25 protein-coding genes, 1 tRNA gene and 1 pseudogene are annotated in these 23,446 nt (G+C 54.3%); 15 read left to right on the top strand and 12 right to left on the bottom strand.

Annotated features, from left to right (window positions below):
• Positions 1-149: 149 nt before the first annotated feature.
• Positions 150-785, bottom strand: coding sequence for a hypothetical protein (locus QZ517_RS02985; RefSeq protein WP_294221843.1), 636 nt, complete (start codon positions 783-785; stop codon positions 150-152).
• A 146-nt stretch (positions 786-931) separates the two neighbouring features.
• On the opposite strand from QZ517_RS02985, the gene QZ517_RS02980 reads away from it, so the two are divergent.
• Complete coding sequence (locus tag QZ517_RS02980; protein ID WP_294221854.1) at positions 932-2,299, top strand: cytochrome P450; 1,368 nt, start codon at positions 932-934, stop codon at positions 2,297-2,299.
• A gap of 87 nt (positions 2,300-2,386) precedes the next feature.
• The gene (locus QZ517_RS02975) at positions 2,387-3,154 is read left to right on the top strand and encodes an alpha/beta hydrolase family protein (protein WP_294221840.1); all 768 of its coding nucleotides are present in this window, start codon (positions 2,387-2,389) and stop codon (positions 3,152-3,154) included.
• Between the two features lie 236 nt (positions 3,155-3,390).
• On the opposite strand, the gene QZ517_RS02970 is transcribed toward QZ517_RS02975, so the two are convergent.
• Positions 3,391-5,736 carry a DNA topoisomerase IV subunit A gene (locus tag QZ517_RS02970; RefSeq protein WP_294221837.1) on the bottom strand — a complete coding sequence of 782 codons (2,346 nt, stop codon included), beginning with the start codon at positions 5,734-5,736 and terminating at the stop codon, positions 3,391-3,393.
• A 160-nt stretch (positions 5,737-5,896) separates the two neighbouring features.
• Between QZ517_RS02970 and QZ517_RS02965 the strand changes: the two genes are divergently transcribed.
• From QZ517_RS02965 to QZ517_RS02930, 8 genes are all read left to right on the top strand, one after another.
• Complete coding sequence (locus QZ517_RS02965; protein WP_294221834.1) at positions 5,897-6,526, top strand: SH3 domain-containing protein; 630 nt, start codon at positions 5,897-5,899, stop codon at positions 6,524-6,526.
• Between the two features lie 69 nt (positions 6,527-6,595).
• Positions 6,596-6,892 (top strand): (2Fe-2S)-binding protein, encoded by a 297-nt coding sequence (locus QZ517_RS02960; RefSeq protein ID WP_294221831.1) that lies wholly within the window; start codon positions 6,596-6,598, stop codon positions 6,890-6,892.
• Positions 6,840-7,328, top strand: a complete 489-nt coding sequence (gene bfr / locus QZ517_RS02955) for a bacterioferritin (protein ID WP_294221828.1) — start codon at positions 6,840-6,842, stop codon at positions 7,326-7,328. The genes QZ517_RS02960 and bfr overlap by 53 nt, the downstream gene beginning before the upstream one ends.
• Before the next feature lie 28 nt (positions 7,329-7,356).
• Entirely contained in the window at positions 7,357-8,190 is an 834-nt protein-coding gene (locus tag QZ517_RS02950; protein ID WP_294221823.1) for an SDR family NAD(P)-dependent oxidoreductase, read from the top strand.
• A gap of 79 nt (positions 8,191-8,269) precedes the next feature.
• Positions 8,270-8,473: a twin transmembrane helix small protein gene (locus QZ517_RS02945; protein WP_294221820.1), complete on the top strand. Its 204-nt coding sequence runs from the start codon at positions 8,270-8,272 to the stop codon at positions 8,471-8,473.
• Positions 8,474-8,477: 4 nt separating this feature from the next.
• Complete coding sequence (locus QZ517_RS02940; RefSeq protein ID WP_294221817.1) at positions 8,478-9,050, top strand: cob(I)yrinic acid a,c-diamide adenosyltransferase; 573 nt, start codon at positions 8,478-8,480, stop codon at positions 9,048-9,050.
• A gap of 246 nt (positions 9,051-9,296) precedes the next feature.
• Positions 9,297-10,055, top strand: coding sequence for an electron transfer flavoprotein subunit beta/FixA family protein (locus tag QZ517_RS02935; protein WP_294221814.1), 759 nt, complete (start codon positions 9,297-9,299; stop codon positions 10,053-10,055).
• Positions 10,055-10,984 carry an FAD-binding protein gene (locus QZ517_RS02930; protein WP_294221812.1) on the top strand — a complete coding sequence of 310 codons (930 nt, stop codon included), beginning with the start codon at positions 10,055-10,057 and terminating at the stop codon, positions 10,982-10,984. Before QZ517_RS02935 ends, QZ517_RS02930 begins: the two co-directional genes overlap by 1 nt.
• 73 nt (positions 10,985-11,057) lie before the next feature.
• Here QZ517_RS02930 and QZ517_RS02925 read toward each other — a convergent pair whose 3' ends face one another.
• Positions 11,058-11,885 carry a DUF6473 family protein gene (locus QZ517_RS02925; protein WP_294221809.1) on the bottom strand — a complete coding sequence of 276 codons (828 nt, stop codon included), beginning with the start codon at positions 11,883-11,885 and terminating at the stop codon, positions 11,058-11,060.
• 161 nt (positions 11,886-12,046) lie between these two features.
• On the opposite strand from QZ517_RS02925, the gene QZ517_RS02920 reads away from it, so the two are divergent.
• Complete coding sequence (locus QZ517_RS02920) at positions 12,047-12,922, top strand: 3-hydroxybutyryl-CoA dehydrogenase (protein ID WP_283427929.1); 876 nt, start codon at positions 12,047-12,049, stop codon at positions 12,920-12,922.
• A gap of 53 nt (positions 12,923-12,975) precedes the next feature.
• On the opposite strand, the gene QZ517_RS02915 is transcribed toward QZ517_RS02920, so the two are convergent.
• From QZ517_RS02915 to QZ517_RS02885, 7 genes are read right to left on the bottom strand one after another with little or no spacing between them, the layout of a single operon-like run.
• On the bottom strand, positions 12,976-13,863 hold the full coding sequence (locus tag QZ517_RS02915) for a lysophospholipid acyltransferase family protein (protein WP_294221804.1): 888 nt from the start codon (positions 13,861-13,863) through the stop codon (positions 12,976-12,978).
• A 27-nt stretch (positions 13,864-13,890) separates the two neighbouring features.
• On the bottom strand, positions 13,891-14,169 hold the full coding sequence (locus tag QZ517_RS02910) for an HPr family phosphocarrier protein (protein WP_294221801.1): 279 nt from the start codon (positions 14,167-14,169) through the stop codon (positions 13,891-13,893).
• Positions 14,170-14,173: 4 nt separating this feature from the next.
• A complete protein-coding gene (locus QZ517_RS02905) occupies positions 14,174-14,566 on the bottom strand; it encodes a PTS fructose transporter subunit IIA (RefSeq protein ID WP_294221798.1) in 393 nt (130 codons plus the stop codon).
• 5 nt (positions 14,567-14,571) lie between these two features.
• The gene (gene rapZ, locus QZ517_RS02900) at positions 14,572-15,492 is read right to left on the bottom strand and encodes an RNase adapter RapZ (protein ID WP_294221795.1); all 921 of its coding nucleotides are present in this window, start codon (positions 15,490-15,492) and stop codon (positions 14,572-14,574) included.
• Entirely contained in the window at positions 15,493-15,957 is a 465-nt protein-coding gene (locus QZ517_RS02895; RefSeq protein ID WP_294221792.1) for an HPr kinase/phosphorylase, read from the bottom strand. It abuts the gene before it with no gap.
• A gap of 3 nt (positions 15,958-15,960) precedes the next feature.
• A complete protein-coding gene (locus QZ517_RS02890) occupies positions 15,961-17,646 on the bottom strand; it encodes a sensor histidine kinase (RefSeq protein WP_294221851.1) in 1,686 nt (561 codons plus the stop codon).
• Positions 17,647-17,679: 33 nt separating this feature from the next.
• Entirely contained in the window at positions 17,680-18,381 is a 702-nt protein-coding gene (locus tag QZ517_RS02885) for a response regulator transcription factor (protein WP_294221789.1), read from the bottom strand.
• A gap of 373 nt (positions 18,382-18,754) precedes the next feature.
• On the opposite strand from QZ517_RS02885, the gene QZ517_RS02880 reads away from it, so the two are divergent.
• The gene (locus tag QZ517_RS02880; protein ID WP_294221787.1) at positions 18,755-20,353 is read left to right on the top strand and encodes a phosphoenolpyruvate carboxykinase; all 1,599 of its coding nucleotides are present in this window, start codon (positions 18,755-18,757) and stop codon (positions 20,351-20,353) included.
• A gap of 57 nt (positions 20,354-20,410) precedes the next feature.
• On the opposite strand, the gene QZ517_RS02875 is transcribed toward QZ517_RS02880, so the two are convergent.
• The gene (locus QZ517_RS02875; protein ID WP_294221848.1) at positions 20,411-21,556 is read right to left on the bottom strand and encodes an alpha-D-ribose 1-methylphosphonate 5-triphosphate diphosphatase; all 1,146 of its coding nucleotides are present in this window, start codon (positions 21,554-21,556) and stop codon (positions 20,411-20,413) included.
• 52 nt (positions 21,557-21,608) lie between these two features.
• On the opposite strand from QZ517_RS02875, the gene QZ517_RS02870 reads away from it, so the two are divergent.
• Complete coding sequence (locus QZ517_RS02870; RefSeq protein ID WP_294221784.1) at positions 21,609-22,292, top strand: DUF1045 domain-containing protein; 684 nt, start codon at positions 21,609-21,611, stop codon at positions 22,290-22,292.
• Positions 22,293-22,355: 63 nt separating this feature from the next.
• Here QZ517_RS02870 and QZ517_RS02865 read toward each other — a convergent pair.
• A pseudogene (locus tag QZ517_RS02865) lies at positions 22,356-22,482 on the bottom strand (IS3 family transposase); the annotation flags it as partial.
• A gap of 82 nt (positions 22,483-22,564) precedes the next feature.
• Between QZ517_RS02865 and QZ517_RS02860 the strand changes: the two are divergent.
• Complete coding sequence (locus QZ517_RS02860; RefSeq protein ID WP_294221781.1) at positions 22,565-22,738, top strand: hypothetical protein; 174 nt, start codon at positions 22,565-22,567, stop codon at positions 22,736-22,738.
• A 631-nt stretch (positions 22,739-23,369) separates the two neighbouring features.
• Positions 23,370-23,446: transfer RNA gene (locus QZ517_RS02855), tRNA-Met, on the top strand.

Here is a 23,446-nt window from a genome sequence, read left to right as displayed (position 1 = left end):
CAATGGTGCCGATGTTGCAGTGCGGTTTACTGCGCTCAAACTTTTCCTTAGCCATCTCGGGCGCCTTCTCATTGTGGTTGGGTCACATTGACCCGTTTTCCTCTACCGCGCGCGACATATGACCTTGCGCGAAAAAAATCAAGTCTGCTTTAACCCTGACGCTCTTTATGCTCCTGCAGCCGGTTTCGCATTTCCTCGTCTTTGTTGTCTTTCCAACACTTAGCGAGGTCTGCGGCTGACACGTCATCCACCAAACAAGCCCGGTTTTCAGACATCCATTTTTCGATCTGGCGGGCCGCATTAAACGTCAAATTGGCCATCTGTTCTTCCGCGGTCATCGAAAACCCACTTGAGGCAATCAACGAAGATCCGGTGAAGCTTTCCAACACAAAGATCTCCTTGGCCTCCTCATTAAACTTGCCCCCAGCCCGGTCATCCCAAGCGGTCACAGTGATGATGATCGCCGACTTCGGTTGCAGGATCAGCGGCACGCCTTTTTGCGCCAAGGCATAGCCATTGATGTTCACGCCAAAATGCACCAGCCGCGTGCCGTCATAACGGGCCGCGCCCATACGCGCATCGATGGCGTTTTTCATGCTCGCGATAAAGGCTTCCGTGTCCGCTTCACGCGACAGCGGCCCTTTCTGAATGTCAGGCGCCACCACAATATTGTGGCCCAGCACAAAATCACCCAGATCCAGCACTTCGTCGGTGACGTCTTTGGTCGGCGCCGTACACGACACCAGCGTGGCCAGCGCCGCGATGCACGCAATCAGTCTGAACATAGGCTTTTCCCCATCGGTCTTCGTCTTAAATTACCGGGGTGCATATCGGATTGCCTTTGCCCACGCAATCAAAGGCTTTGTCAGGTGAGGTCTCTCATCTATCCTGTTGCGTAAGGAGAACCCTGATGTCTCATCCTGCGCCCGACATGCCTCAATCCACCCCGACCCTGCCGGTTCATGCCGCGCTCGCGACCGAGCCCCTCGGCCTGCTGGGATCCCTCAAAGCCGCGCGCAGCAATCTTCTGTCAATTCTACCGGAACTGGCCGTGCGCCAGCCCATGGTCTCCGGGCGCACGGGATTGCGCTGGCACATGGTGATGGACCCCGGTGCCATCCGCCGCATCCTACTTGAACGCGTGGACGACTATCCCAAATCCAAGGCCACCAAAAACATCCTGCGCCCCGCCATCGGCGACAGCCTGTTTATTGCCGAAGGCGCCCATTGGCGTTGGCAGCGCCGCGCCGCCGCCCCCGTGTTCACCCACCGCAACATCGCCAATCTCGCCCCCGTCATGGCCCAAGCCGCCGAGCGGGCCGCAGACCGGATCACAGCCTCCGAAACCCACGCCGTTGATATGATGAGTGAAATGGTGATGACCACCTTTGACGTGATCAGCGAGGTGACCTTTTCTGGCGACGGCAGTTTTGACAGTGCCAAAGTGCATCAAGCCATCGACGACTATATCGGAGAGGCAGGCAAAATCTCTCTCTTGGATATGTTGGGCTTGCCCGATTGGGTCCCACGTCCAGGGCGCATGATGTCCGGCAACGCCTTGGGCGACATGAAAAAGGTCGCCGACACAGCAATCGAAGCCCGCAAGGCCCGCGGCGCCAAAGACACGCCGGACCTGCTTGATCTGCTGCTGGCAGGCGTGGACCCGGAAACCAAAAAGACCATGAACACCGCGGAGCTGCGCGACAACTTATTGACCTTCATTGTAGCGGGTCATGAGACCACCGCACTCACCCTCGCTTGGGCACTCTATCTCTGTGCCTTTGACCAAGGCGTACAAGAAAAAGCCCGCGCCGAAATTGCAGAGGTGTGCAACGACGGCCCAATCACCGGCGATCACGCGCTCGAGCTGACCTACGTGCGCCAGATCATCGACGAGACCCTGCGGCTCTACCCACCAGCGGGCATTATCTCCCGAACAGCGCAAGCCAATGACATGTTGTGCGCCCGCGAAATCCGCCCCGGTGACACCGTGATGATCCCAATCTACGCACTGGGGCGCAATCGCTTGCTGTGGGACGACCCCGACGCGTTTAAGCCGGAGCGTTTTGCCGATCGAAAAGCCATCGACCGCTACGCTTACCTGCCGTTTGGTGACGGCCCCCGCATCTGCATCGGCGCCAGCTTTGCCATTCAGGAGGCGGTGATTGTGCTCGCCACTCTGCTAAGGCGCTTTAAATTTGATCTGGTGGAAGGCAAGCCACCCAAGCCAGTGATGATCCTGACATTGCGGCCAGAGGGCGGGGTGTGGTTGCAGGCGCGGCCGATTGTGCCGGAGTGACGCACAGGCCAAATGACCGCATTTCCGGAAAAGCCCGGCAATAATTTCCCAGTGACGACGCCTGCATCTAGGTAAGAGGACCTTCACATGACCATCAGAGTTTTGGTTCTAGGACTTGTGACATTGATGCCAGTTCAGGCGATCGCCGCGACTATTGTTTTGGTGCATGGGGCATTCGTCGGCAGCTGGTATTGGGACCCTATCGCCGACGGTTTACGCGAGATGGGTCACTCCGTGGTGGCTGTCGATCTGAACACAGGTGGCCAAACGCTCGCTGACAACCCCGCTGATGCAGCTCTAGAAGATCATATCGCCATAGTTGTCGCCGCCATCAATGCGCAAGATGGTCCCGTCGTTCTGGTCTCCCACAGCTACGGAGGGCGCCCCAGTACCGGGGCGTGGGATATCGCGCGGGACAGGATTGCAGCCATAATTTTTCTCGAGGCAGTAGCCCCATACGGGACGGGAAATTTCGCGTTGCCGGAGGAAACTAGGCAGCGTTCGGCACTGGCAAGCCGCAATCCCAAGGCACTGGCACAAGGCATTCTTTTGCCACCAGCGTATTTGGAAAACCGCTATCCGGGGCAAGATCTTCACCCGCATTCGATAGCCGCGGCGCACGCAGCGCTGCGGTTGACGCGTGGCGAACTGCCAAAAACGCCTGGCGCCTACGTACTTGGATCAAACAGCAAAGCTGCCCTCTTCAAGCAATATGCCCAAAAAGTGCGTGAGCAACGGAAATGGACCATCTGGGAAATAGAGAGTGGTCACGATATGGTCCATGACGCGGCCGAGATTTTAACCCGCTTGATCGACAAACTCTCCACAGAACTGATCGATGTAGACCTAGAATAGCGGGCGCCTCATTAAAAAAGAACGTCCACCGGAGCACGTTCTGGCACGTGACTTTTGCCAAGCCTCACCAGTCTGCTCAACCCAAACGCGCAGAATCGCTCCGGAACGTAACCGCGTCGCCCGTTGCGCCTGTCGCTTTTTGCCAGAAGCGCGCACCTCCGCAAAACAGCCGTGATACAGACATAATACCGACTTGGGTTTTGACACAAAAACGGGGGCGCAACGGCCCCCGAAATTTATGTGTCGAACTTGTAGTCTTTGGGGAACCCGTAGGGGGCTTTCTTGCCCACCCCGGCCCGTTTGCCAAGCCAATCCGAGAGGTCTTGCTCGTGCCGCGTCTTGCCGCTGCCGCCCATCGACCAGGTCAGGCCGTTCTCCCACGCAAAAGTGGTGATATCAGACAAGCCGCCGTCCAATTCCAGCGTCCCCTGACGCCCACGCGCCATGTTATACTTCTGAATTCGCACACCTTTTCCGCGCCCAAGCTCTGGCATTTCGTCAATTGGGAACACCAAGAAACGGCCGTTTTTGGACACCACCGCCACGTGATCGCCCGCCACCGGATGACAGATCATCGCACGGTTGTCGTCTTTGACGTTCAACACTTGCTTGCCTGTGCGTGTCTGCGCAATCACATCTTTCTCCGGCACCACAAACCCGTCACCCGCACTGCTGGCCACCAGCAGCTTTCGATCCGGCTTGTGGACAAAAATGTCAACAATTTCAACGTCATTTGGCAAATCAACAATCAAGCGCACAGGTTCCCCCATGCCACGCCCGCCCGGCAAATTCGCCGCACTCAGCGTGTAGAACCGCCCGTTGGAGCCAAACATCAAAAGCCGATCCGTGGTCTCTGCATGGAAGATAAACCGCGGCCCGTCTCCGTCTTTGAACTTCAACTCGCGTTTCAGATCAATGTGGCCAGACATCGCCCGAATCCACCCCATTTCAGAGCAGACAATGGTGATTGGCTCCCGATCAATCATCGCCTCAATAGGCACCTCTTCAACCTCAGCAGCTTCAGAGAACACCGTGCGCCGCGCGCCACCTTCGTAGTCTTTCCCGAAGGTCTTCTTGGCCTCTTTAAGCTGCTCGGAAATACGTTGCCATTGCAGGTCATCGCTACCCAGAAGCGCAACGATTCCAGCGCGTTCCTCCAAGAGGGCGTCACGCTCGCGAACCAGTTCCAACTCTTCCAAACGCCGCAAGCTGCGCAGGCGCATGTTGAGAATGGCCTCAGACTGCACCTCTGTAAGCTGCGTCTCGCCCGTCCCCGGCAATGGCGATTTATAGTCTTTTTCATCCAGCGCTCGCGGATGATCCAGATCCCAATTCTCCGCCATCAACGCCTGTTTGGGCGCCTCATCATAGCGGATGATATCAATCACACGATCCAGATTGAGGAAGGCAATGATGAAGCCTTCCAACACTTCCAGCCGGTGATCAATCTTCTCCATCCGATGCGTGGACCGCCGGATCAAAACCTCACGACGGAAATCCAAAAATGCCCGCAGAACTTCCTTCATGGAGCAAACTTTTGGCGTCACCCCATCAATCAGAACGTTCATATTGAGAGAGAATCGAATCTCCAGATCACTGCTACGATAAAGCATGTTCATGAGCACATCCGGCTCAACGTTCTTGCTCTTCGGCTCCAAGATCACGCGAATGTCATCTGCCGATTCATCGCGCACATCTGCCAGAATCGGCACTTTCTTGGTTTGGATAATTTCCGCCAACTTCTCAATAAGTTTGGACTTTTGCACCTGGTACGGAATCTCGGTGACCACAATCTGCCACTGCCCGCGCCCAAGGTCTTCTTTCTCCCATTTGCAGCGAAGACGGAAAGATCCGCGCCCCGTGCGATACGCCTGCGCAATGCTTTCTGGTGGCTCGACAATCACGCCTCCGGTGGGAAAATCCGGTCCCGGCACGTAATTCAGCAATGTGTCTTCACGCACCTCCGGCGTTTTGATCATATGCAAACAGGCGTCACACAGCTCGCTGATGTTGTGGGGTGGAATATTGGTGGCCATGCCCACTGCAATGCCGCTCGACCCATTGGCCAAAAGGTTCGGAAAAGTTGCAGGCAGAACCACTGGCTCCCGCAAGGTACCGTCGTAATTCTCTCTGTAATCAACAGCATCCTCATTGAGGCCTTCCAGAAGAGCCTCCGCAACAGAAGTCATACGCGCTTCCGTATACCGACTCGCCGCAGGGTTATCGCCGTCGATGTTGCCGAAGTTGCCTTGTCCGTCGACAAGCGGATAACGCACATTAAAGTCTTGCGCCAAACGCGCCATTGCGTCGTAAATTGCCGCGTCGCCATGCGGGTGGTAGTTGCCCATCACGTCGCCAGAAATCTTCGCCGACTTCCGGAACCCGCCCGTTGCGCTCAGCTTTAGTTCACGCATGGCGTAGAGAATGCGTCGGTGTACCGGCTTCAGCCCGTCCCGCGCGTCTGGCAAAGCACGGTGCATAATCGTGCTAAGCGCATAGGTCAGGTACCGGTCACCAATTGCACGCCGCAGCGGCTCGGTCACATTTAGGGAAGGGAGGTCATCGTCGATCAGATCAGTCATACTCTGCTGATAGCTTTTGACAGTGCGCCGGTAAAGCAGATGCGAGGGAACACTCGCGATTTTTTCCCCGACATGATAAGATGTCCGCAGTGTAAACCTTTCGTAGAACCTGTTAGCCGACACTGGTGTGTGAACAGGTGATTCTCCTGGGGGTTGAATAGTGAACAAGTTTGTATTTCTAAGTCTTGCATTTTTAGGTTGGTTTTTTTGGGAGCTAAGCGGCGGGTCTGATTTTGAACCCAAATCGCGCGCCCAAGTGACTGAAGACGATATACCTCAGCAAATTGAAGACGCGTCGGTTGTGGCGCGCGCCGCTTTGTCTGTGCCAATTATCAAAGTCAGGACAACGCCAGCTGTCACTCAAGCCACAGCAACGTCTGAGCTTCTACCGACAACAACCGCTGCGTTTGCTGGAAACGAGGCTCAGCCAAACGAGGCGCCAGTTGTCATTGCATCTTTGGCCACCGGGCTGGACTCTTTCGCGACGCCGGGGGCGTCAGTACTCATAAACTCGGTTGCAACAGACGTATCCATTGAAGACTCGGTTACCCTTGCGCTGGAAAATCAGCAGATAAAAGATTTTCGACGTGTGCGCGGCTCCCGCGTGAACATGCGGGGTGGGCCTGGCACATCTTACAGCGTGCTGATGGTGTTAGCTCGTGACAGCGAGGTCGAAATCCTGCGTGAAAATGGCTCTGGCTGGGTGAAGCTGCGTGACACGGGTAGCGGGCGCATAGGTTGGATGGCCGCAAAAATGCTCTCCCCTTCCAATGTCACCGCAAGCAACTAAAGTATTTTTGTCGGAATTGACTTTCCGACTAATTTGATCAATTAACAGCTCATCCACAAGGACGAGCCTATGATTGTGTGCCATTGCCAGTTGATCAGCGACCACGACATCAACGCCGCCATTGATTGGATGCGTTGTGCTGACGAAGCAGCCATAATCACTCCTGGAAAAATCTACCATGCCCTCGGCAAATCGCCGGAATGCGGCGGCTGCATGAAGCTTTTTGTTGTCAAGATGCGCGCCAATACTAATCTGGAGGTACCAGCGGAACTTCGTGGATTACGAAGTGAGCAAGCCAGAAGGAGTATTGGTCATGAAGGGCGATCCAAAGGTAATCGAGTATCTCAACAAAGCGCTGCGAGTTGAACTGACCGCCGTAAGCCAGTTTTGGCTGCACTACCGCCTCCAAAAGGACTGGGGGTACGGCAAGCTTGCCAAAAAGATGCGCGAAGAGAGTATCGAAGAAATGGAGCATGCGGACAAGCTGATCGACCGCATCATTTTCCTCGAAGGTCACCCCAACTTGCAAACACTTGATCCACTGCGCATTGGCGAAAACGTGCGTGAAACCCTGGCCTGTGACCTGGAAGCCGAGATGGAGGCCGTAGCGCTCTATACAGAAGCCCGAAAATACTGCGCCGACGCCGGGGATTTTGCCTCAATGGGGCTCTTTGAAGAGTTGATCAATGACGAGCAGGGGCATATCGACTTCCTTGAAACGCAGCTTGAACTACACGATGCAATTGGCGCACAAAACTACGGCCAATTGAACGCCGACAGCGCAGACGAAGCTGACGACTGACTAAGAGAGCCGGACAGACGGGAACGAAATGACACAAAGATCTGTTTTGATTACCGGCTGCTCCTCTGGCATCGGATTGGCAGCAGCTCATAGCCTACGCTCTCGAGGATGGCATGTGTTCGCATCTTGCAGAAGCCCCGACGATTGTGCGCGCCTGATTGAGGACGGTTTTGACAGCCCTCAGATTGAACTGCGCGACAGCGATAGCATCCGTTCCGGCCTCCAAGAGGTACTGAAGGCAACCGGTGGCACTCTGGACGCCTTGTTCAATAACGGTGCACGTGGCATGCCCGGCGCCGTGGAGGATCTGCCGACCGATGCGCTTCGCGACCTAATGGAAAGCAATGTTGTTGGGTGGCACGACCTCACCCGACAAGTGATCCCGGTGATGCGCGCACAGGGCCACGGGCGTATTGTTCAAAATTCATCTGTACTGGGCTATGTGGCCATGCGCTATCGCGGTGCCTATGTCGCGAGCAAGCACGCGCTTGAAGGGCTAACTGACAGCCTCCGCATTGAGCTTCGAGAGACCCCGCTCCATGTGAGTTTGATTCAGCCAGGTCCAATCACATCAGACATGCGTAAGAACAACGCCCAACAGTTTTTTGAGTGGATCGACTGGGAAAATTCCGCCTACTCTGAGGATTACCGACAAGGATTGGTTAAGCGATTCTCTGAAAAGAATGAGGGTCTGGACCCCTTTGAGCTTCCGGCTGAGGCGGTTTGTAAAAAACTGGTCCACGCCTTGGAAGCCCCACGTCCTCGTGCCCGCTATCGCGTCACCGCCCCGGCCCATTTAATGAACGGCCTGCGGCGCATACTTCCGACAACGTTGCTCGATTGGGTGGTAGCCAAAGGCTGATGCGACGTCATGTCAAAGGTGGTTCAGTTCTGAGCCATGACAAGTTACACCCGAAATATCGCTGAAAACGGAGTCCCTTATGGCCAATGATCCCCTTTTCTGGCTTGCTGCTGCAGCATGCCTTGTTGTCCTGTTCATTTTGCTTGTCGGCATTGGCGGGTTTGCCAAAGGTGGCGAGTTTAACAAAAAACACGCCAACAAAATCATGCGCTTGCGTTTGATTGCGCAGTTTGTGGCGGTCATTTTGATCGTAGGTTTTGTCTGGCTACGCAGCGGAGGCTAAGCAAATGGTTGTTCTCAACAAAATCTACACACGCACTGGCGACAAAGGCACTACCGCGTTGGGTAATGGAAACCGTGTTGCCAAACATGATGCCCGAGTAGCGGCTTATGGAACCACTGATGAGTTGAACTCCGTTTTGGGAGTGACCCGTCTCCACTCTGAAGGTGAAATGGATGCCGCCCTTGCCCGCGTCCAAAATGACCTTTTCGATCTGGGGGCAGACCTTTGTCGCCCGGACATGGCAAAAGACGCCGAAGCTGAGTTTCCACCACTGCGCATTGTTGCCTCGCAAGTTCAACGGCTTGAAGCTGAAATTGATGCCATGAACGCACTACTTGATCCGCTACGCAGTTTCATCCTGCCAGGAGGTTCCGCGTTGTCCGCAAACCTACATTTTTGCCGGACAGTAGCGCGCCGCGCCGAACGTCTGTCAGTCGAACTTTCCCAGGCTGAAGACATCAACGCAAACGCAATCACCTACCTCAACCGCCTCAGCGATTGGTTCTTTGTGGCGGCTCGCGTCGCCAACGATGACGGCCGGTCTGATGTTCTTTGGATACCCGGCGCGAATCGCTGATTGGTTGAATGCCGTCGTTAGCGCCAACACAACGCTTGACGTAAATCTCCCTTACGTAACTTTTCTGCGCCGCGGAAACATTCTTGCAAAAAACGTGGCGTGAAAAGGCTGATACGCGACGTCGTTGCCCCAAAACGTGACGATTTTGCTCTGTTTCAGCCGTGCATGAGACTATATCAACGCGGTGAGAGCATTCCGATGAGCTGCCTTTGGCGGCTTTGACAAACTTTGAGGAGTCCTACGCCCATGAAGGTACTAGTACCTGTCAAGCGCGTGATTGACTACAACGTGAAGGTCCGCGTGAAAGCGGACGGCACAGGTGTCGATCTCGCCAATGTAAAAATGTCCATGAACCCGTTTGATGAGATTGCCGTTGAAGAGGCCATCCGTCTGAAGGAAGCTGGCAAAGCGGACGAAATCGTCGCAGTTTCCATCGGCGTGAAGCAAGCTCAGGAAACACTGCGCACCGCCCTCGCCATGGGCGCCGACCGCGCGATCCTAGTTGTGGCAGCTGACAGCGTTGATCAAGATATTGAGCCTTTGGCCGTTGCCAAAATCCTCGCCAAAATTGTCGAGGAAGAACAGCCAGGCCTCGTTCTTTGTGGCAAACAGGCAATCGACAACGACATGAACGCCACCGGCCAGATGTTGTCCGCCCTGTTGGGTTGGTCGCAAGCGACTTTCGCATCTGAGGTCGATATCGACGGTGACAAAGCAGTTGTGACCCGCGAAGTGGATGGTGGCCTGCAGACCATCAAGGTCAACACCCCAACCATCATCACTGTGGATCTGCGCCTCAACGAGCCGCGCTATGCATCCCTGCCAAACATCATGAAGGCCAAGAAAAAGCCGCTGGATGAGAAGACCGCTGCCGATTACGGCGTGGATGTCACCCCGCGACTGGAAGTTGTAAAAACTTCCGAGCCGTCTGAGCGTGCCGCAGGCATCATTGTTGGTTCCGTAGACGAGCTGGTCGAGAAACTCAAAGAAGCGGGGGCTGTGTAATGGCTGTTCTTCTTCTCGCAGAAGTTACCAATGGCGTTTTGGCGCTGGACGCCACTGCCAAAGCTGTGTCGGCCTCCAAAGCACTGGGTGACGTGACTGTACTGGCCGCTGGCGCATCCGCCGCCGCGGCAGGCGAAGCCGCTGCCAAAATCGACGGTGTGGCCAAAGTTCTGGTTGCTGAGGATCCCTCTTTGGGCCACCGCTTGGCAGAGCCAACAGCGGCCCTGATAGTGTCCCTAGCAGGTAACTACAGCCACATCGTGGCACCTGCGACCACAGACGCCAAAAATGTGATGCCACGCGTGGCCGCGCTTTTGGACGTGATGGTGCTGTCTGACGTGACTGCAGTCGTTGACGCAGACACATTCGAGCGTCCGATCTACGCGGGCAACGCGATCCAGACTGTGAAATCTTCCGACGCAACCAAAGTCATCACCTTCCGTACGTCGACGTTCGATGCCGCTGGTGAAGGTGGTTCCGCGTCCGTGGAAACCACTGGCGCAGCCGACAACCCAGGCCTGTCCGAGTGGGTTGAGGACAAGGTAGCTGCGAGCGATCGCCCGGAACTGACCTCCGCTGGTGTGGTTGTTTCCGGAGGCCGTGGTGTCGGCTCCGAGGATGACTTCAAAATCATCGAAGCTCTCGCTGACAAGTTAGGCGCCGCTGTTGGTGCGTCGCGTGCGGCAGTTGATTCCGGCTACGCGCCAAACGACTGGCAGGTTGGCCAGACCGGCAAGGTGGTTGCACCTGAGCTGTACATCGCCGTAGGCATCTCCGGCGCCATTCAGCACCTTGCAGGTATGAAAGACTCTAAGATCATCGTCGCGATCAACAAAGACGAAGAAGCCCCTATCTTCCAGGTGGCCGACTTCGGGCTGGTTGCAGATCTGTTTGAGGCTGTGCCCGCATTGACTGAAAAACTCGGCTAAGTCGCGCATTTCAGACAAACACAAAAAGGCCCGTCTCTTTGACGGGCCTTTCTCTTTGGTAAATTGCGTCACATCAAATCAAGTTGGACAGGCTCTTTTCGAGGGCGTCAGCTGTTTCCTGGTGAGCCGCAACATTCAACATCCGCTGAGCTGCAACCCGTTCCATATCGGTACATTGCATGCCCTCCATCCCTTTAGCCTGCGCCTGTTTACTCACCACAACTTCGACAACGTCATCAACCATAGGCCGCAGTTCCTCGATCATGAGACGGTCAACGAACAATGGGTCAGGACCCAAACCACTGGTGCCCATGGCTGTTTCCGGCGCGTGATCCGCAACCCACAGCAATGCTATTTTGCCACCAATTGTGTTCAGCAACAGCTTCATGCGAGCGCTCCACGCCATGCGGAGTTCATCCCGTACCATCGCATACCGATCCGGCGCACGGGCACACAACGTGCCAAGCATGTGCCGTGTAAAATGAAATTCGCTGAAGTCAATTTCGTTGAACACCATTTGCATCATGTTTGATGCGCCGATGAAACGATCGTTCCGGCGTGGATGTACTTTGTAGTACCTGTTGGACATGTTCTGCGCACCCATGACTTGAACCACGGTCACGTCAGATTGCTGCGCATTGTGCAGCACAGACGGTTCCGCCAAGAACGCGTCAATGCCCGCATTTACGTACCCAAAATTCAAACAGTTGATTGGCAGAGCCTCGTCCAGCAGGTTCACAAACGGCTGTGGAACAAATTTGCCATAGGTTTCCGTCCCCCCAAGAAAGGCAACAAATGGAGCATCAAGCTCCTTTTTAGGTCCGCGAAACAATAGACGCGATTCCCCATATTGGCACGGCTCGTAATTGAGCTCGGTGCCCGACATCTTTTCGTAAGACATTTTCTCACCACTACTTTTCTCACCCAAGAGAGAGAATCGCCGAAAGCCCTTGCGAAAAAGCTAATGGGCTACTTTGAGGCAAATTTTAGAGGCCCAGCCCTCTTGCAGCTTCCGCACCCGCAGGCATATGGTCGGCCAGACATTTTGAGAGGATATCAACTATGGACATCAAGTCGATTGGCGTCGTTGGAGCTGGCCAAATGGGCAACGGTATCGCGCATGTCATGGCGCTTGCTGGGTACGATGTTCTATTGAATGATATCAATCAGAACGCCTTGGAAGCAGCTGTCGCTCGGGTCGACAAAAATCTTGAACGACAAGTTGAACGCGAGAAGATTTCGGCTGACGAAAAAGCCACCGCAATGGGTCGGATTCAAACCACCTTGGAGCTCCCTGCCCTTGGCGGGACAGATCTTATCATCGAAGCCGCGACCGAACGTGAAGAAATCAAACATCAAATTTTTGATACTTTGAAGCCGCACCTCGGCCCGGACACGCTTCTGACTTCCAACACGTCGTCCATATCCATTACGCGCCTGGCTTCTCGTACAGACCGTCCGGAGCGATTCATGGGGTTCCACTTCATGAACCCGGTTCCGATGATGAAGCTGGTCGAGTTGATCCGCGGTATCGCCACAGACGAGGACACATATCAATCATGCCTTGGCATTGTGGAACGCCTTGGTAAGACAGCCGCAAGCTCCGAAGATTTCCCAGCCTTTATCGTGAACCGCATCCTGATCCCTATGATCAACGAAGCGTGTTATACGCTGTACGAAGGTGTCGGTAATGTTGCCTCTATTGACAACGCACTGAAGCTTGGCGCGAACCACCCTATGGGACCACTTGAGCTGGCAGATTTTATCGGCCTGGACACATGCTTGGCCATCATGAACGTGCTACATGACGGTCTGGCTGACACCAAATACCGCCCCTGTCCGCTGCTAACCAAATATGTTGAAGCCGGATGGCTCGGGCGTAAAACGAAGCGGGGCTTTTATGACTACCGCGGAGAGACACCGCTCCCTACGCGATAGCACAAGCGAAAAAAGCGAGGCAGATGCCTCGCTTTTGCTTTCTGAGATCGTGATCAGCTGCTTTTGCCAAGTTCCAAAGTGTGTTGACGCAACCATGCCATGAAACCACGCGGATCTGTTTGTAGCCGCGCCATTTCATCATCTGTCAGTGGAGCTCCAACAATCGGTGCTTGTGGCTTGTTGCAGGACCGCACAATTTCATGCAGCAATAATCCTTGGCGAAGTATCGGTGAAAGCTTATTGGCAATTTGATAGGCACGGCTGTTCTGCCCTGGATAAAAAATGGGCACGACGCGGGCACCGGAGCGCCGGATCATTTGAGCCGTAAACACATTCCACTCTTGTTCAATCGCGGGGCCGAACCAGGTATCTGAGCTCATCACAACACCGGACGGGAACAGCGCGACAACGCCGCCTTCTTTTAGGTGTGCCATCGCCTTTCCACGCATTTCGACCATTTTGCGCTGCGCTTCTGGATCATGTGGGAACGGCACCGGGATCATAAAGCTAGAGGCCGCCTCATCCAGACCAGTCAGAACTGATCGTGTCAGAATACGATAGTCTTGGCGTACACGGCCAATGAGGTCGGCGAAAATCATGCCATCAACCATGCCGTGTGGGTGGTTGGCCACAAACACAACTGGTCCATCAGACGGTATGTTCTGCAACTGCTCAACTGGGGTTGTAAGCTCAATGCCCATAACGTTTAACGCGCCTCGCCAGAATTTCTGGCCGCGGTATTTCTCGTTATCACGCTCAAATTTGTTGACCATGCGCAGGATTTTTAGTTTGCCCGTCACCCACTCAATGGAGCGAATGGCAAAAGACGTCCATCGATCATCAAAGGAATTGGCATAGGTCAACGTGCGGCGGTCATAGATTTGACCTTCCGCCTCTTTGGCCGGTTTTCCAACCTGCGTTTCTGGCACCGTATCTACCAAATTTGTCTTCCTATGCCGCAGCTACACTCAAAATCCTTCACCAAACTTGTCAGCGACAAGCGCCTCAATGGCATCGGCCAAGGCCCTTGCATCTGGCCCGCTGGTTTCCACGTCAACACTGGTGCCTATAGAGGCCGCCAGCATCAGCAATCCCATAATACTGTCTCCACCAGCACTCAAGCCATCCTTTGCCACTTCTGCCGAAGCGTCAAAGCCCTCTACAACTTCCACCAGCTTTGCAGATGCCCGCGCATGCAGACCTTTTTCATTCACGATTTGCATCGTGCGTTGGATGACATCACTCATCTGCTTACCCTGTCTGAATATTTTGGCTATCAATATATTTGCGACCGGCTTCCAGGGCCGCTCTAACAGCATCGGCCACATCGAGGTGGCGGCTTTTGGCCAACTTAATCAACATTGGCAAATTTGCACCATAAAGGATGCGCCGATTGGCGGGCGCACAAGCGCGCAGGCTCAGATTTGAAGGCGAACCGCCAAACATATCAGTAACAACAACAACCCCGTCTCCGTGGTCAACTGCGTCCGCAGCCGCACAGATTTCGCGTTGCTTTTGCCCGCGATCATGGTTGGCTTCAATGGTAATAGCGCTGACGCCATTTTGCGCGCCAACGACATGTTCCATAGCTGCCAAATACTCATTGGCCAGCCCACCATGTGCCACGATCACGATACCAATCAAGCTATCTATTCCCCATCTTCTGCGATCTTTGGACGCGCGCCAAGCACAGCGTACCGATTGAGTTCGCGATGTCTTATAGACACCCGCCAGCCCCTATTTGCAAGGGATTCGGCAATGGTCTCGGCCATGAAAACAGAGCGGTGTTTTCCTCCCGTACAACCAAATGCGATCTGGAGGTGACTACGGCCTTCTCGCACATAGCCAGGCAGAGTATGCTCTAACACCATCTGCATTGACTTCACAAATGGATCATACCCAGAATCCGTGGCGATGTACGTCCCTACCGGCGCATCGCTGCCATCCATGTCACGCAGCTCTTTCTTCCAGTGCGGATTGTGCAAGAATCGGCAATCCAGCACGAGATCCGCACCTTGCGGTAATCCGCGCTTGTAGCTGAATGATTGAACCGTGATGCCAATCGCCTGATCCTTCTGCGGGGCAAACCGGCTTTGCACCGCATGACGCAACTCATGAGGCGTCAATTCCGACGTTTCCATTAAAACCGTTGCACGAGCGCGCACATCTTCCAAAAGCGTGAGCTCTCTTTCGATGCCATCGTTTGGGTCTTCCGTGCGATCAAGCGGGTGATTGCGTCTGGTTTCATTGTACCGTCGCCGTAACACTTCGGCACGGCAATCCAGGTACAGTAACTCAGGTGCTACTCTAGGCAGATCATCGACCAGTTCCAACGCATCGATTATTGCAGTTGGCGAAAAATCCCGATTGCGGACATCCAAACTGAGAGCCATAGGCCGTTTCGGGGGCTGCCCTGTCAAAAGACGCGGCAGCAAGCCAAGCGGCAAATTGTCAATAGTTTCAAACCCCGCATCTTCCAACGCCTTAATCGCTGTGGATCGACCAGCACCTGAGGGGCCCGTCAGCAATACCAGCGGGACTTTTTCTAGCAGAGCATCTCCATCGGTCATTTATGCGTTCCTTCCGTGGCGCAAAAACTGCAATACAGCAGCAGCAAAATACGGAGCGTCCACGCCATAAATCACCGGTAACGCCCGCCCCATAATGCGAACATCCCTTGGATGAGGTAGCCTTTGGCCTTCAACTTGATCCAAGTCCACAACCAAATGTAGGGGCACGCCTTTTACAGGAAACGCGCGTAAGATCCCAACCCCACGTGCCTCGATCAACCCACTTGTTGTGTCAGGTGCAGACGCCAACAGTTGCTCACCGTTTTGGCGCACAATGGTTTGATCATCAGCAACCAGTTGGGCCCCATATGCCATCAACTGAAGTGCAAGCCCGGACTTTCCACGACCAGAAGCCCCACAAATTAGCACTGCACGACCACCGTCGGACACGCAGGACGCATGCAGAATGCTTTCCTCGTCAGCAGATGCCGGCGACACAGAAAACAAATCATCCGCGCGCGTCATAGCCTACACCGGCAGTCCCACGACGAACCTCGCACCAAGAGGCTCGGACGTCACGTCAGCGTCGGTTGGCCGGATATTTTCGGCCCAAATCACACCGCCATGTGCTTCGACAATCTGCTTCGAAATTGCCAACCCTAGACCGGAGTTGTTGCCAAATTGAGCTTCGGGACGATGAGAGTAGAAGCGATTGAAAATTTTATTGAGCGCCTGCTCTGGTATTCCCGGCCCGGTATCTTCAACCACAACCAACACACGGTTCTCGCGCTTACGCGCCCAAACTCGAATGGCGTCTCCATCTTCGCAAAAACTAATGGCGTTGGTAATAAGATTCACAAAAACCTGTGCCAGGCGCGCTTCCAACCCGGTGATGTTGATAGGGGCGTCAGGCAGATCTGTGATAAAATCAATCCCATTTCCTTTTGCATCTTCGCCTAGGTACTGGGTCAAGTTGCCGACCATACCGAGCAAGTTGAAGGTTTCTTCTTCTTCCTTAACCAGTTCGCTGTCTAGGCGAGAGGCGTTAGAAATGTCACTTACAAGACGATCCAACCGACGCACGTCATGTTCAATAACGTTGAGCAATTTCTCGCGGTGTTCCTCTTTTTTCACCATACGCAGCGAGCCCACGGCTGAACGCAACGATGCAAGAGGATTCTTAATCTCATGCGCGACATCGGCAGCAAACTGTTCGTTGCTGTCGATCCGCTCATATAGAGCCGAAACCATGCCACGTAGAGCGCCTGACAAACGTCCAATTTCATCTGGTCTTGCGGTCAGGTCCGGGATACGCACACGACCTGGGTTCACTTTCCGACTGTCACTGTCTCGGCCAAGTTCAGCTGCGGCAGCCAAGTCTGAAAGTGGATTGGAAATAGTGGAGGCCAACACCATAGACAGGCCAACAGATACTACAGTCGCGATCAAGAACATTTGTAAAACACGCTCACGCTCTGAACTCACCATACGATCCAACTCACCCGACGCGCTGGACAACACAACAGCCCCAACAACGCGGCCATTTTGCCGGATCGGAACTGCCATGGCAAAAACGTGACCACCATCTGCAGCTACAAGTGTTTCCAGAGTCTCAGCCCCACTCACAGCGGATTGCGCCATGATCTCCAGCTGGCTGTTCAGTTGCCCCACGCCTGCGTCTTGAACGTCGCCTTTGCCTGAGATGGAACCCCAGATTTTGTTGAGTGCAGAAGTCAAAGGCGCGCCGTCGGGACGCTCTGCCAGCACCTCGGCAGCTTCAGCTGAGGCTTTGCCTTCCTTTTTTCCCGCAGCCTGTCCAGCCGCATCAAAAACGTGCACCGTCGTGCCAACTTGCAAAGGCAGCTTCTCTAGCGTCGCTGCAACATTCACGCCGTCGTTGGTCGCCAGATTTGCCGGCGCACCAGTCGGTAACTGCGCCTCGAAAGCGCCGGCTATCAACCGCGCCTCTGTGACAAGCCCCGTGGCGCGTTGCACAGCGAAGCTGTCGCGTGCACTGTTTAGAAATAGGATACCCGCGACCAGCACCAAAAGAGCGATCATATTAAAGGTAATAATTTTACGAGTTAGCGGAGACTTCCCCAGAGGCAAAAGCCGGCGACGTTCGCGCCGGCCTTGCAACTCTTTTTCAACGTTGGCTTCCGGAGCGACCCAATCATCGCCCAAAACCACGTCCCCATCTCGCCCTTGGGCCATGTCTTGCACGTTGGTCCTTCCGGCCTTGTGTCGTTACTCTTCGTTGTACCTATAACCGATGCCGTACAGCGTCTCAATTGCAGAGAAGTCCCGATCTACCGTCCGCATTTTTTTGCGAAGACGTTTGATATGGCTGTCGATTGTGCGGTCATCTACATAAACTTGGTCGTCGTAAGCAACATCCATCAGCTGATCCCGGCTTTTAACAAACCCGGGGCGTTGCGCCAACGCCTGAAGCAGCAGGAACTCCGTGACCGTCAACGTCACGTCTTGCCCCCTCCAGCTCACCGAATGGCGCAACGGATCCATCGTCAAATCGCCACGTTCCATAATCTTTGTGTCTTCGGTATCGCCTACAATTTCGCCATCTACCGCTTCTTGGCGGCGCAACAACGCACGAATGCGCTCCACCAGCAGCCGCTGACTGAAAGGCTTCTTCACATAATCATCGGCCCCCATACGCAGACCAAGGACCTCGTCGATTTCATCATCTTTGGAGGTCAGGAAAATCACTGGCATACTGGTTTTTTGGCGCAAGCGCTGCAAAAGATCCATGCCATCCATACGAGGCATCTTAATATCCAGAACGGCCATGTCCGGGAGTTTTTTGTTAAACGCGTCAAGCGCTTGCTGGCCGTCATGATAGGTCTCGACTTCGAACCCCTCGGCCTCAAGGGTGATAGAAACCGACGTCAGGATATTCCTGTCGTCATCCACAAGGGCAATTTTCGACATGGGATCGGTCCTTATTTACTGCTCTTATTATGTCTATTTTTTGCAGCATTATGCGCAATTCAGACTTGGGCAATCAACGTTAAAGTGCGATTCGGATAACAAACCGGACCTATTTGGCCAGAAATTCCTTGAGCAATGGCTAAATTGCCTCACTTTTGCGACATTCCAAGCTCAAGCTTTCCGATCGGAACGCTTGATTGCGCTAACCTGCATTTGATTGCGCTAACTGCGCCAAAGCGTCCTGTTCTTCTTAATATTCGACATGTTATGACCCGCTTGTCGCACTTCGGGGTGTTCTGACGCGCAAGAATATTTCACTCCGAGGACTTTCAAGGACCGCCGCAACAGGACACGCGGCTACAGGAGTAAGATAATGACATTTGGACGGGTAAACCCGCAATTCCGCCTGCAAGATCAAGGGATCGAAGGTCTGGGAAATGTCTATTACAACTTTATGGAGCCCGCCCTCATTGAGTCTGCGCTGAAGCGCGACGAGGGGACCTTGGGCAACGGCGGCACCTTTCTGGTCAGCACCGGTGAATTCACCGGCCGCTCCCCAAAGGACAAGTTCACCGTCCGGACTCCAATGACCGAAGACACCATCTGGTGGGAAAACAATGCCCCGATGGAGTCGGACGCCTTTGATCGCCTGCATGCCGACATGCTGGAACACATGAAGGGTCGTGACTACTTTGTTCAGGACCTGACCGCAGGCGCAGACCCTTCTCACGCGATCAACGTGCGAGTTGTGAACGAACTGGCCTGGCACAACTTGTTCATCCGTCACCTCCTCCGCCGTCCAGACAGCGACGCGTTGGATGCCTTTGTGGCGGACTACACCATTATCAACTGCCCGAGCTTTAAGGCCGATCCTGCCAAGCACGGATGCCGCACCGAAACCGTGATTGCCGTGAACATCGAAAAGAAGATGATCCTGATCGGCAATACAGAATATGCCGGTGAAAACAAAAAGTCCGTCTTTGGCCTGCTGAACTACCTGCTGCCAGAAAAAGGCATCATGCCGATGCATTGCTCGGCCAACCATGCCAAAGACAACCCGGTTGACAGCGCCGTGTTCTTTGGCCTGTCCGGCACCGGCAAAACGACCTTGTCTGCAGATCCAAACCGCACCCTGATTGGTGACGATGAACACGGCTGGTCCGATCGGGGTACCTTCAACTTCGAAGGTGGTTGCTACGCCAAGACCATCGGCCTGAACCCGGAAGCCGAGCCGGAAATCTACGCCACCACCAAGATGTTTGGCACCGTCATCGAGAACATGGTCTATGATGAAGAGACCAAAGAGCTCGACTTTGAGGACAAGAGCCTCACGGAAAACATGCGTTGCGCGTACCCACTGGATTCGATCCCCAATGCGTCTGACAATGGCCTGGGTGGGCACCCAAAAAACGTAATTATGCTGACCTGTGATGCGTTTGGTGTTTTGCCTCCGGTCGCACGCCTGACGCCGGCTCAAGCAGAGTACCACTTCCTATCTGGCTTCACTGCCAAGATGGCCGGCACTGAACGCGGCCTGACCGAACCAACACCAGCTTTCTCCACCTGTTTTGGTGCGCCATTTATGCCGCGCCGCCCAGAAGTTTACGGCGCTTTGCTGCGCCAAAAGATTGCTGAGTTTGGCACCACCTGCTGGCTGGTGAATACCGGCTGGACTGGTGGAGCTTACGGCACCGGATCGCGGATGCCTATCAAGGCCACACGTGCCCTGCTGACGGCAGCGCTGGACGGATCTCTGAACCACGTTGAGTTCCGCAAGGACGCCAACTTTGGCTTTGAAGTTCCCGTATCTGTGCCAGGTGTTGACGACGCCCTCCTTGATCCACGTGGCACCTGGGCAGACAAAGACGCTTATGATGCGCAGGCGGCCAAGCTCGTGGCCATGTTCGCCGACAACTTCGAACAGTACCTGCCATACATCGACGCAGACGTGAAAGCCGCCGCAATCGGTTAGGCTGATCAGCTTCAAAAATTGAGAAGGGCTCAGGTAATTCTGGGGCCTTTCTTTTTGTCAGGCACTGCGCAGGCCCTTGTGCCATGCCGCGCGTAACGCCGGTACGCCCTCGGTCACACGAAAGCGGATCAAGTCAGCCTGCAGGCCAACTTCGAGGCGCCCTCGATCTTCCAGATTGGTATATTTTGCTGGTGCCGCGGTCACGGTGTGCAGGCCCTTGGCCATATTCCCCCACTTGTTGCCCAACATCACAGCTCCAAGCAAAAGGGAGGAGGGAACGTAGTCCGACGAAATGATGTCGAGCAAGCCTTGCTTCGCCAGATCCATAGCCGCAACATTGCCAGAGTGGCTCCCCCCACGCACCAGATTTGGTCCCCCCATGATGTTGGCAATACCATGAGTGTGGTTGGCCTGAGCAGCCTCGACTGTTGTTGGAAATTCTGCAAGGTGAATGCCGTAACCAGCCGACGTCGCAACTTGAGAAACGGTGGTGTCGTCATGGCTGGCAAGAACCGCTCCGAACCGTTTGGCTGCCGCCACTGTTGCTTCTTCATGCCGCTTGCCAAATTTATCATGCAAGCCGTAAAGAAAGTCGACGTATTCACCAAATCCGTCCGCGTCCATCGAATCCTTTCCACGAACATACGCTTCAAACTTCGCGACATCCATGAATTGACGCTGGCCGGGTGTGTGATCCATCAAACTGACAATACCAACGCGATCCTCTGTGCCAAATTCAGCTAATTCTTCCACCAGAGTTTCTGAGCATGTCTCGGCCCGAAGGTGGATTTGATGACTAATCCGCAAAGCGCCACTGGCGCGCATCTCTAGAATTTCATTTGCAACTGAGCGTGCGTATTTGCCGTAGTTGCGTCGCCGATCTGACGGGATGGATCCGACCCGAAGAGCATCAAAAACGGTGGTAATGCCAACACTTGCCAACTCAGCGTCATGCGCCACAATTGCCGCCTGATGAGGCCAGTCCACTTTGGGACGCGGCCGCATATGTCGTTCCAAATTGTCTGTGTGCAGTTCTATCAAACCCGGCGCCACATAGTCGCCATCACAATTCTCGGCGCCCGCGGGCACAGCGCGCCCTGTTGCCACGTCCACAATTCGCCCTTTGCGTACCACAATAGAGCCGGTCACGGTTTCCTTGGGCATTACAAGGGTGGCGTTTGCAAGGATCAGCTCTTGTGTCATGTGAGTGTCACGCATTGTTGGCATTCGCTTTATTAGTGTTGAAAGAGGCACCATGCAATTTCGAAGATACGGCGTTTACTATACTCCACGTCCCGGCGCATTGGCAGATTTTGGAGCAGCTTGGCTAGGGTGGGACCCGGTTGCAGGGAAATCGATGGCGCATCCGGCCATTGATGGGCTGCCACGCGATATCTCCGAGATCACGGCATCTCCGCGCAGATACGGCTTACATGGCACAGTCAAACCGCCGTTTTATTTGGCCGACGGGATGGGTGCAGACGATCTCTCATCCAATTTTGAGAGTCTGTGTTCCAAATTGGCACCCATCAAATTGAACGGTCTTGTTTTGGCCCGCCTCGCCAGCTTCATTGCCTTGAAAATCGACGGGGACCAAAAACGGCTGGCCAATTTGGCTACCACTGTTGTTTGCGAACTGGACTCCTTTCGTGCACCACCATCCGAGGCTGAAGTGGCGCGTCGGCGCAAAGCCAATCTGTCGGCTTCGCAAAAGGCACTTCTAGCGCGATGGGGGTATCCCTACGTTCTGAATGAGTTCCGCTTTCATTTAACACTTACCGGGCGCCTTGGAGCCGACGTCGAAGCCACTCTTGCTGCGCTCACCCCGCATTTCGCACCACTGCTTGAGCGCCCTTTGGAGATCGACAGCCTTACTTTGGTCGGCGAGGACACAAATGGGATGTTTCATGAGTTTCACCGTCAAACCTTGACCGGCTGACGCACCGCAAGAGTACGTTTCACGAAGACGCTCAACGACACTTTCCAGCAATCTGACGTGGGTCTTTTGGTGTTCATGAGAACAACATTGGCTTCCTTGGTCGACGTAATGCATGCGCCCCTTTTGTGGTGCCCTGAAGGCAAGGTCATTCTAGAGCTCTGAGTGCCAGATCACGCTTCACGCGGTTGGTCTGTTCATCCAGATTAGCAACGGTATAGTCAGACCTGACGCTTCCTTTCCTGCGGAAGCAATAAAATGACGGTAGTACCAACATGAGCGAAGAGACCTTTGTGACCCTTGCTTCGATTGTCTTTGGCACAGTTCTCGTCGGCGGCGTGCTCTGGCTCTCGTTGCGAGCGCCTTCCAAAAAGCGCAAACACCCCGTGCAAAAACGTATCAATGCGCGGCGAGACAATGATGTGAACGTGCCGCCGGATACATATTAGGTTCCGTTTCATTTTGCTAACTCTTGAGCAGGCGCAGACTTCCCCATCGCCTCATAACGTAGCTTAAGGATCAAAACCAACTCTGACCAAAACCTGCATTGGGCCTAATCTTGATCTGCTCGGGCAAACCTGCCGCTGGTATTTAATCTAAGTGACTGAGAACAGCCCCCTCTTCTGAAGCTTGCGGGCGAAAGGAGGTTGGCTCTTCGAAACTAGCTCGCCTTACCTACTGTCGGAACGACCGATGATGCCAATCATTGCGAGGTTTGCTTGGAGAATATCCGCCGCAACTGCCGCAAAATTGGTCGCAAAGAGTTTGGTCAGTATTTCAACCTTCTGTTCGGATCGGCCTACATGCTTCCATCACGAAGAACACAGAGGCTCCCCCAAAAGAGCCATCAGTTTGGGGAAGGTTTCGTGACGATTATGCCCTGAAAGTAGACCCTATTCTCACTCTCGTCGCGCCGATATTGGCCGGTCTCTTCGCAAAGCGCGGAGTAACCACCCCGATTTTTCCAGGGTTCTTAGGCTCTTGCCAAACAAAATACGTAGTTTCAGAAAAAGCCGTCTACAGGAGGCAATTTCTCTCTTGACCCTGCCTCAGGAAGAGCCTAAATCGCACTCCACTTACGGCGGTATAGCTCAGTTGGTTAGAGCAGCGGAATCATAATCCGCGTGTCCGGGGTTCAAGTCCCTGTACCGCCACCA

Origin of the sequence: uncultured Shimia sp., assembly GCF_913054185.1 — a bacterium.
GTDB lineage: Bacteria > Pseudomonadota > Alphaproteobacteria > Rhodobacterales > Rhodobacteraceae > Shimia.
Note: the sequence above shows the minus strand (reverse complement) of the source record. Positions and strands in the feature narration are given on the sequence as shown.

Excerpts from the sequence above, each read along its gene's own strand:
- QZ517_RS02985 (WP_294221843.1), bottom strand. The coding sequence starts at position 785 with ATGTTCAGACTGATTGCGTGCATCGCGGCGCTGGCCACGCTGGTGTCG.
- QZ517_RS02980 (WP_294221854.1), top strand. The coding sequence starts at position 932 with ATGCCTCAATCCACCCCGACCCTGCCGGTTCATGCCGCGCTCGCGACC.
- QZ517_RS02975 (WP_294221840.1), top strand. The coding sequence starts at position 2,387 with ATGACCATCAGAGTTTTGGTTCTAGGACTTGTGACATTGATGCCAGTT.
- QZ517_RS02970 (WP_294221837.1), bottom strand. The coding sequence starts at position 5,736 with ATGACTGATCTGATCGACGATGACCTCCCTTCCCTAAATGTGACCGAG.
- QZ517_RS02960 (WP_294221831.1), top strand. The coding sequence starts at position 6,596 with ATGATTGTGTGCCATTGCCAGTTGATCAGCGACCACGACATCAACGCC.
- bfr (WP_294221828.1), top strand. The coding sequence starts at position 6,840 with ATGAAGGGCGATCCAAAGGTAATCGAGTATCTCAACAAAGCGCTGCGA.
- QZ517_RS02950 (WP_294221823.1), top strand. The coding sequence starts at position 7,357 with ATGACACAAAGATCTGTTTTGATTACCGGCTGCTCCTCTGGCATCGGA.
- QZ517_RS02945 (WP_294221820.1), top strand. The coding sequence starts at position 8,270 with ATGGCCAATGATCCCCTTTTCTGGCTTGCTGCTGCAGCATGCCTTGTT.
- QZ517_RS02940 (WP_294221817.1), top strand. The coding sequence starts at position 8,478 with ATGGTTGTTCTCAACAAAATCTACACACGCACTGGCGACAAAGGCACT.
- QZ517_RS02935 (WP_294221814.1), top strand. The coding sequence starts at position 9,297 with ATGAAGGTACTAGTACCTGTCAAGCGCGTGATTGACTACAACGTGAAG.
- QZ517_RS02930 (WP_294221812.1), top strand. The coding sequence starts at position 10,055 with ATGGCTGTTCTTCTTCTCGCAGAAGTTACCAATGGCGTTTTGGCGCTG.
- QZ517_RS02925 (WP_294221809.1), bottom strand. The coding sequence starts at position 11,885 with ATGTCTTACGAAAAGATGTCGGGCACCGAGCTCAATTACGAGCCGTGC.
- QZ517_RS02920 (WP_283427929.1), top strand. The coding sequence starts at position 12,047 with ATGGACATCAAGTCGATTGGCGTCGTTGGAGCTGGCCAAATGGGCAAC.
- QZ517_RS02910 (WP_294221801.1), bottom strand. The coding sequence starts at position 14,169 with ATGAGTGATGTCATCCAACGCACGATGCAAATCGTGAATGAAAAAGGT.
- rapZ (WP_294221795.1), bottom strand. The coding sequence starts at position 15,492 with ATGACCGATGGAGATGCTCTGCTAGAAAAAGTCCCGCTGGTATTGCTG.
- QZ517_RS02895 (WP_294221792.1), bottom strand. The coding sequence starts at position 15,957 with ATGACGCGCGCGGATGATTTGTTTTCTGTGTCGCCGGCATCTGCTGAC.
- QZ517_RS02890 (WP_294221851.1), bottom strand. The coding sequence starts at position 17,646 with ATGGCCCAAGGGCGAGATGGGGACGTGGTTTTGGGCGATGATTGGGTC.
- QZ517_RS02885 (WP_294221789.1), bottom strand. The coding sequence starts at position 18,381 with ATGTCGAAAATTGCCCTTGTGGATGACGACAGGAATATCCTGACGTCG.
- QZ517_RS02880 (WP_294221787.1), top strand. The coding sequence starts at position 18,755 with ATGACATTTGGACGGGTAAACCCGCAATTCCGCCTGCAAGATCAAGGG.
- QZ517_RS02875 (WP_294221848.1), bottom strand. The coding sequence starts at position 21,556 with ATGACACAAGAGCTGATCCTTGCAAACGCCACCCTTGTAATGCCCAAG.
- QZ517_RS02870 (WP_294221784.1), top strand. The coding sequence starts at position 21,609 with ATGCAATTTCGAAGATACGGCGTTTACTATACTCCACGTCCCGGCGCA.
- QZ517_RS02860 (WP_294221781.1), top strand. The coding sequence starts at position 22,565 with ATGAGCGAAGAGACCTTTGTGACCCTTGCTTCGATTGTCTTTGGCACA.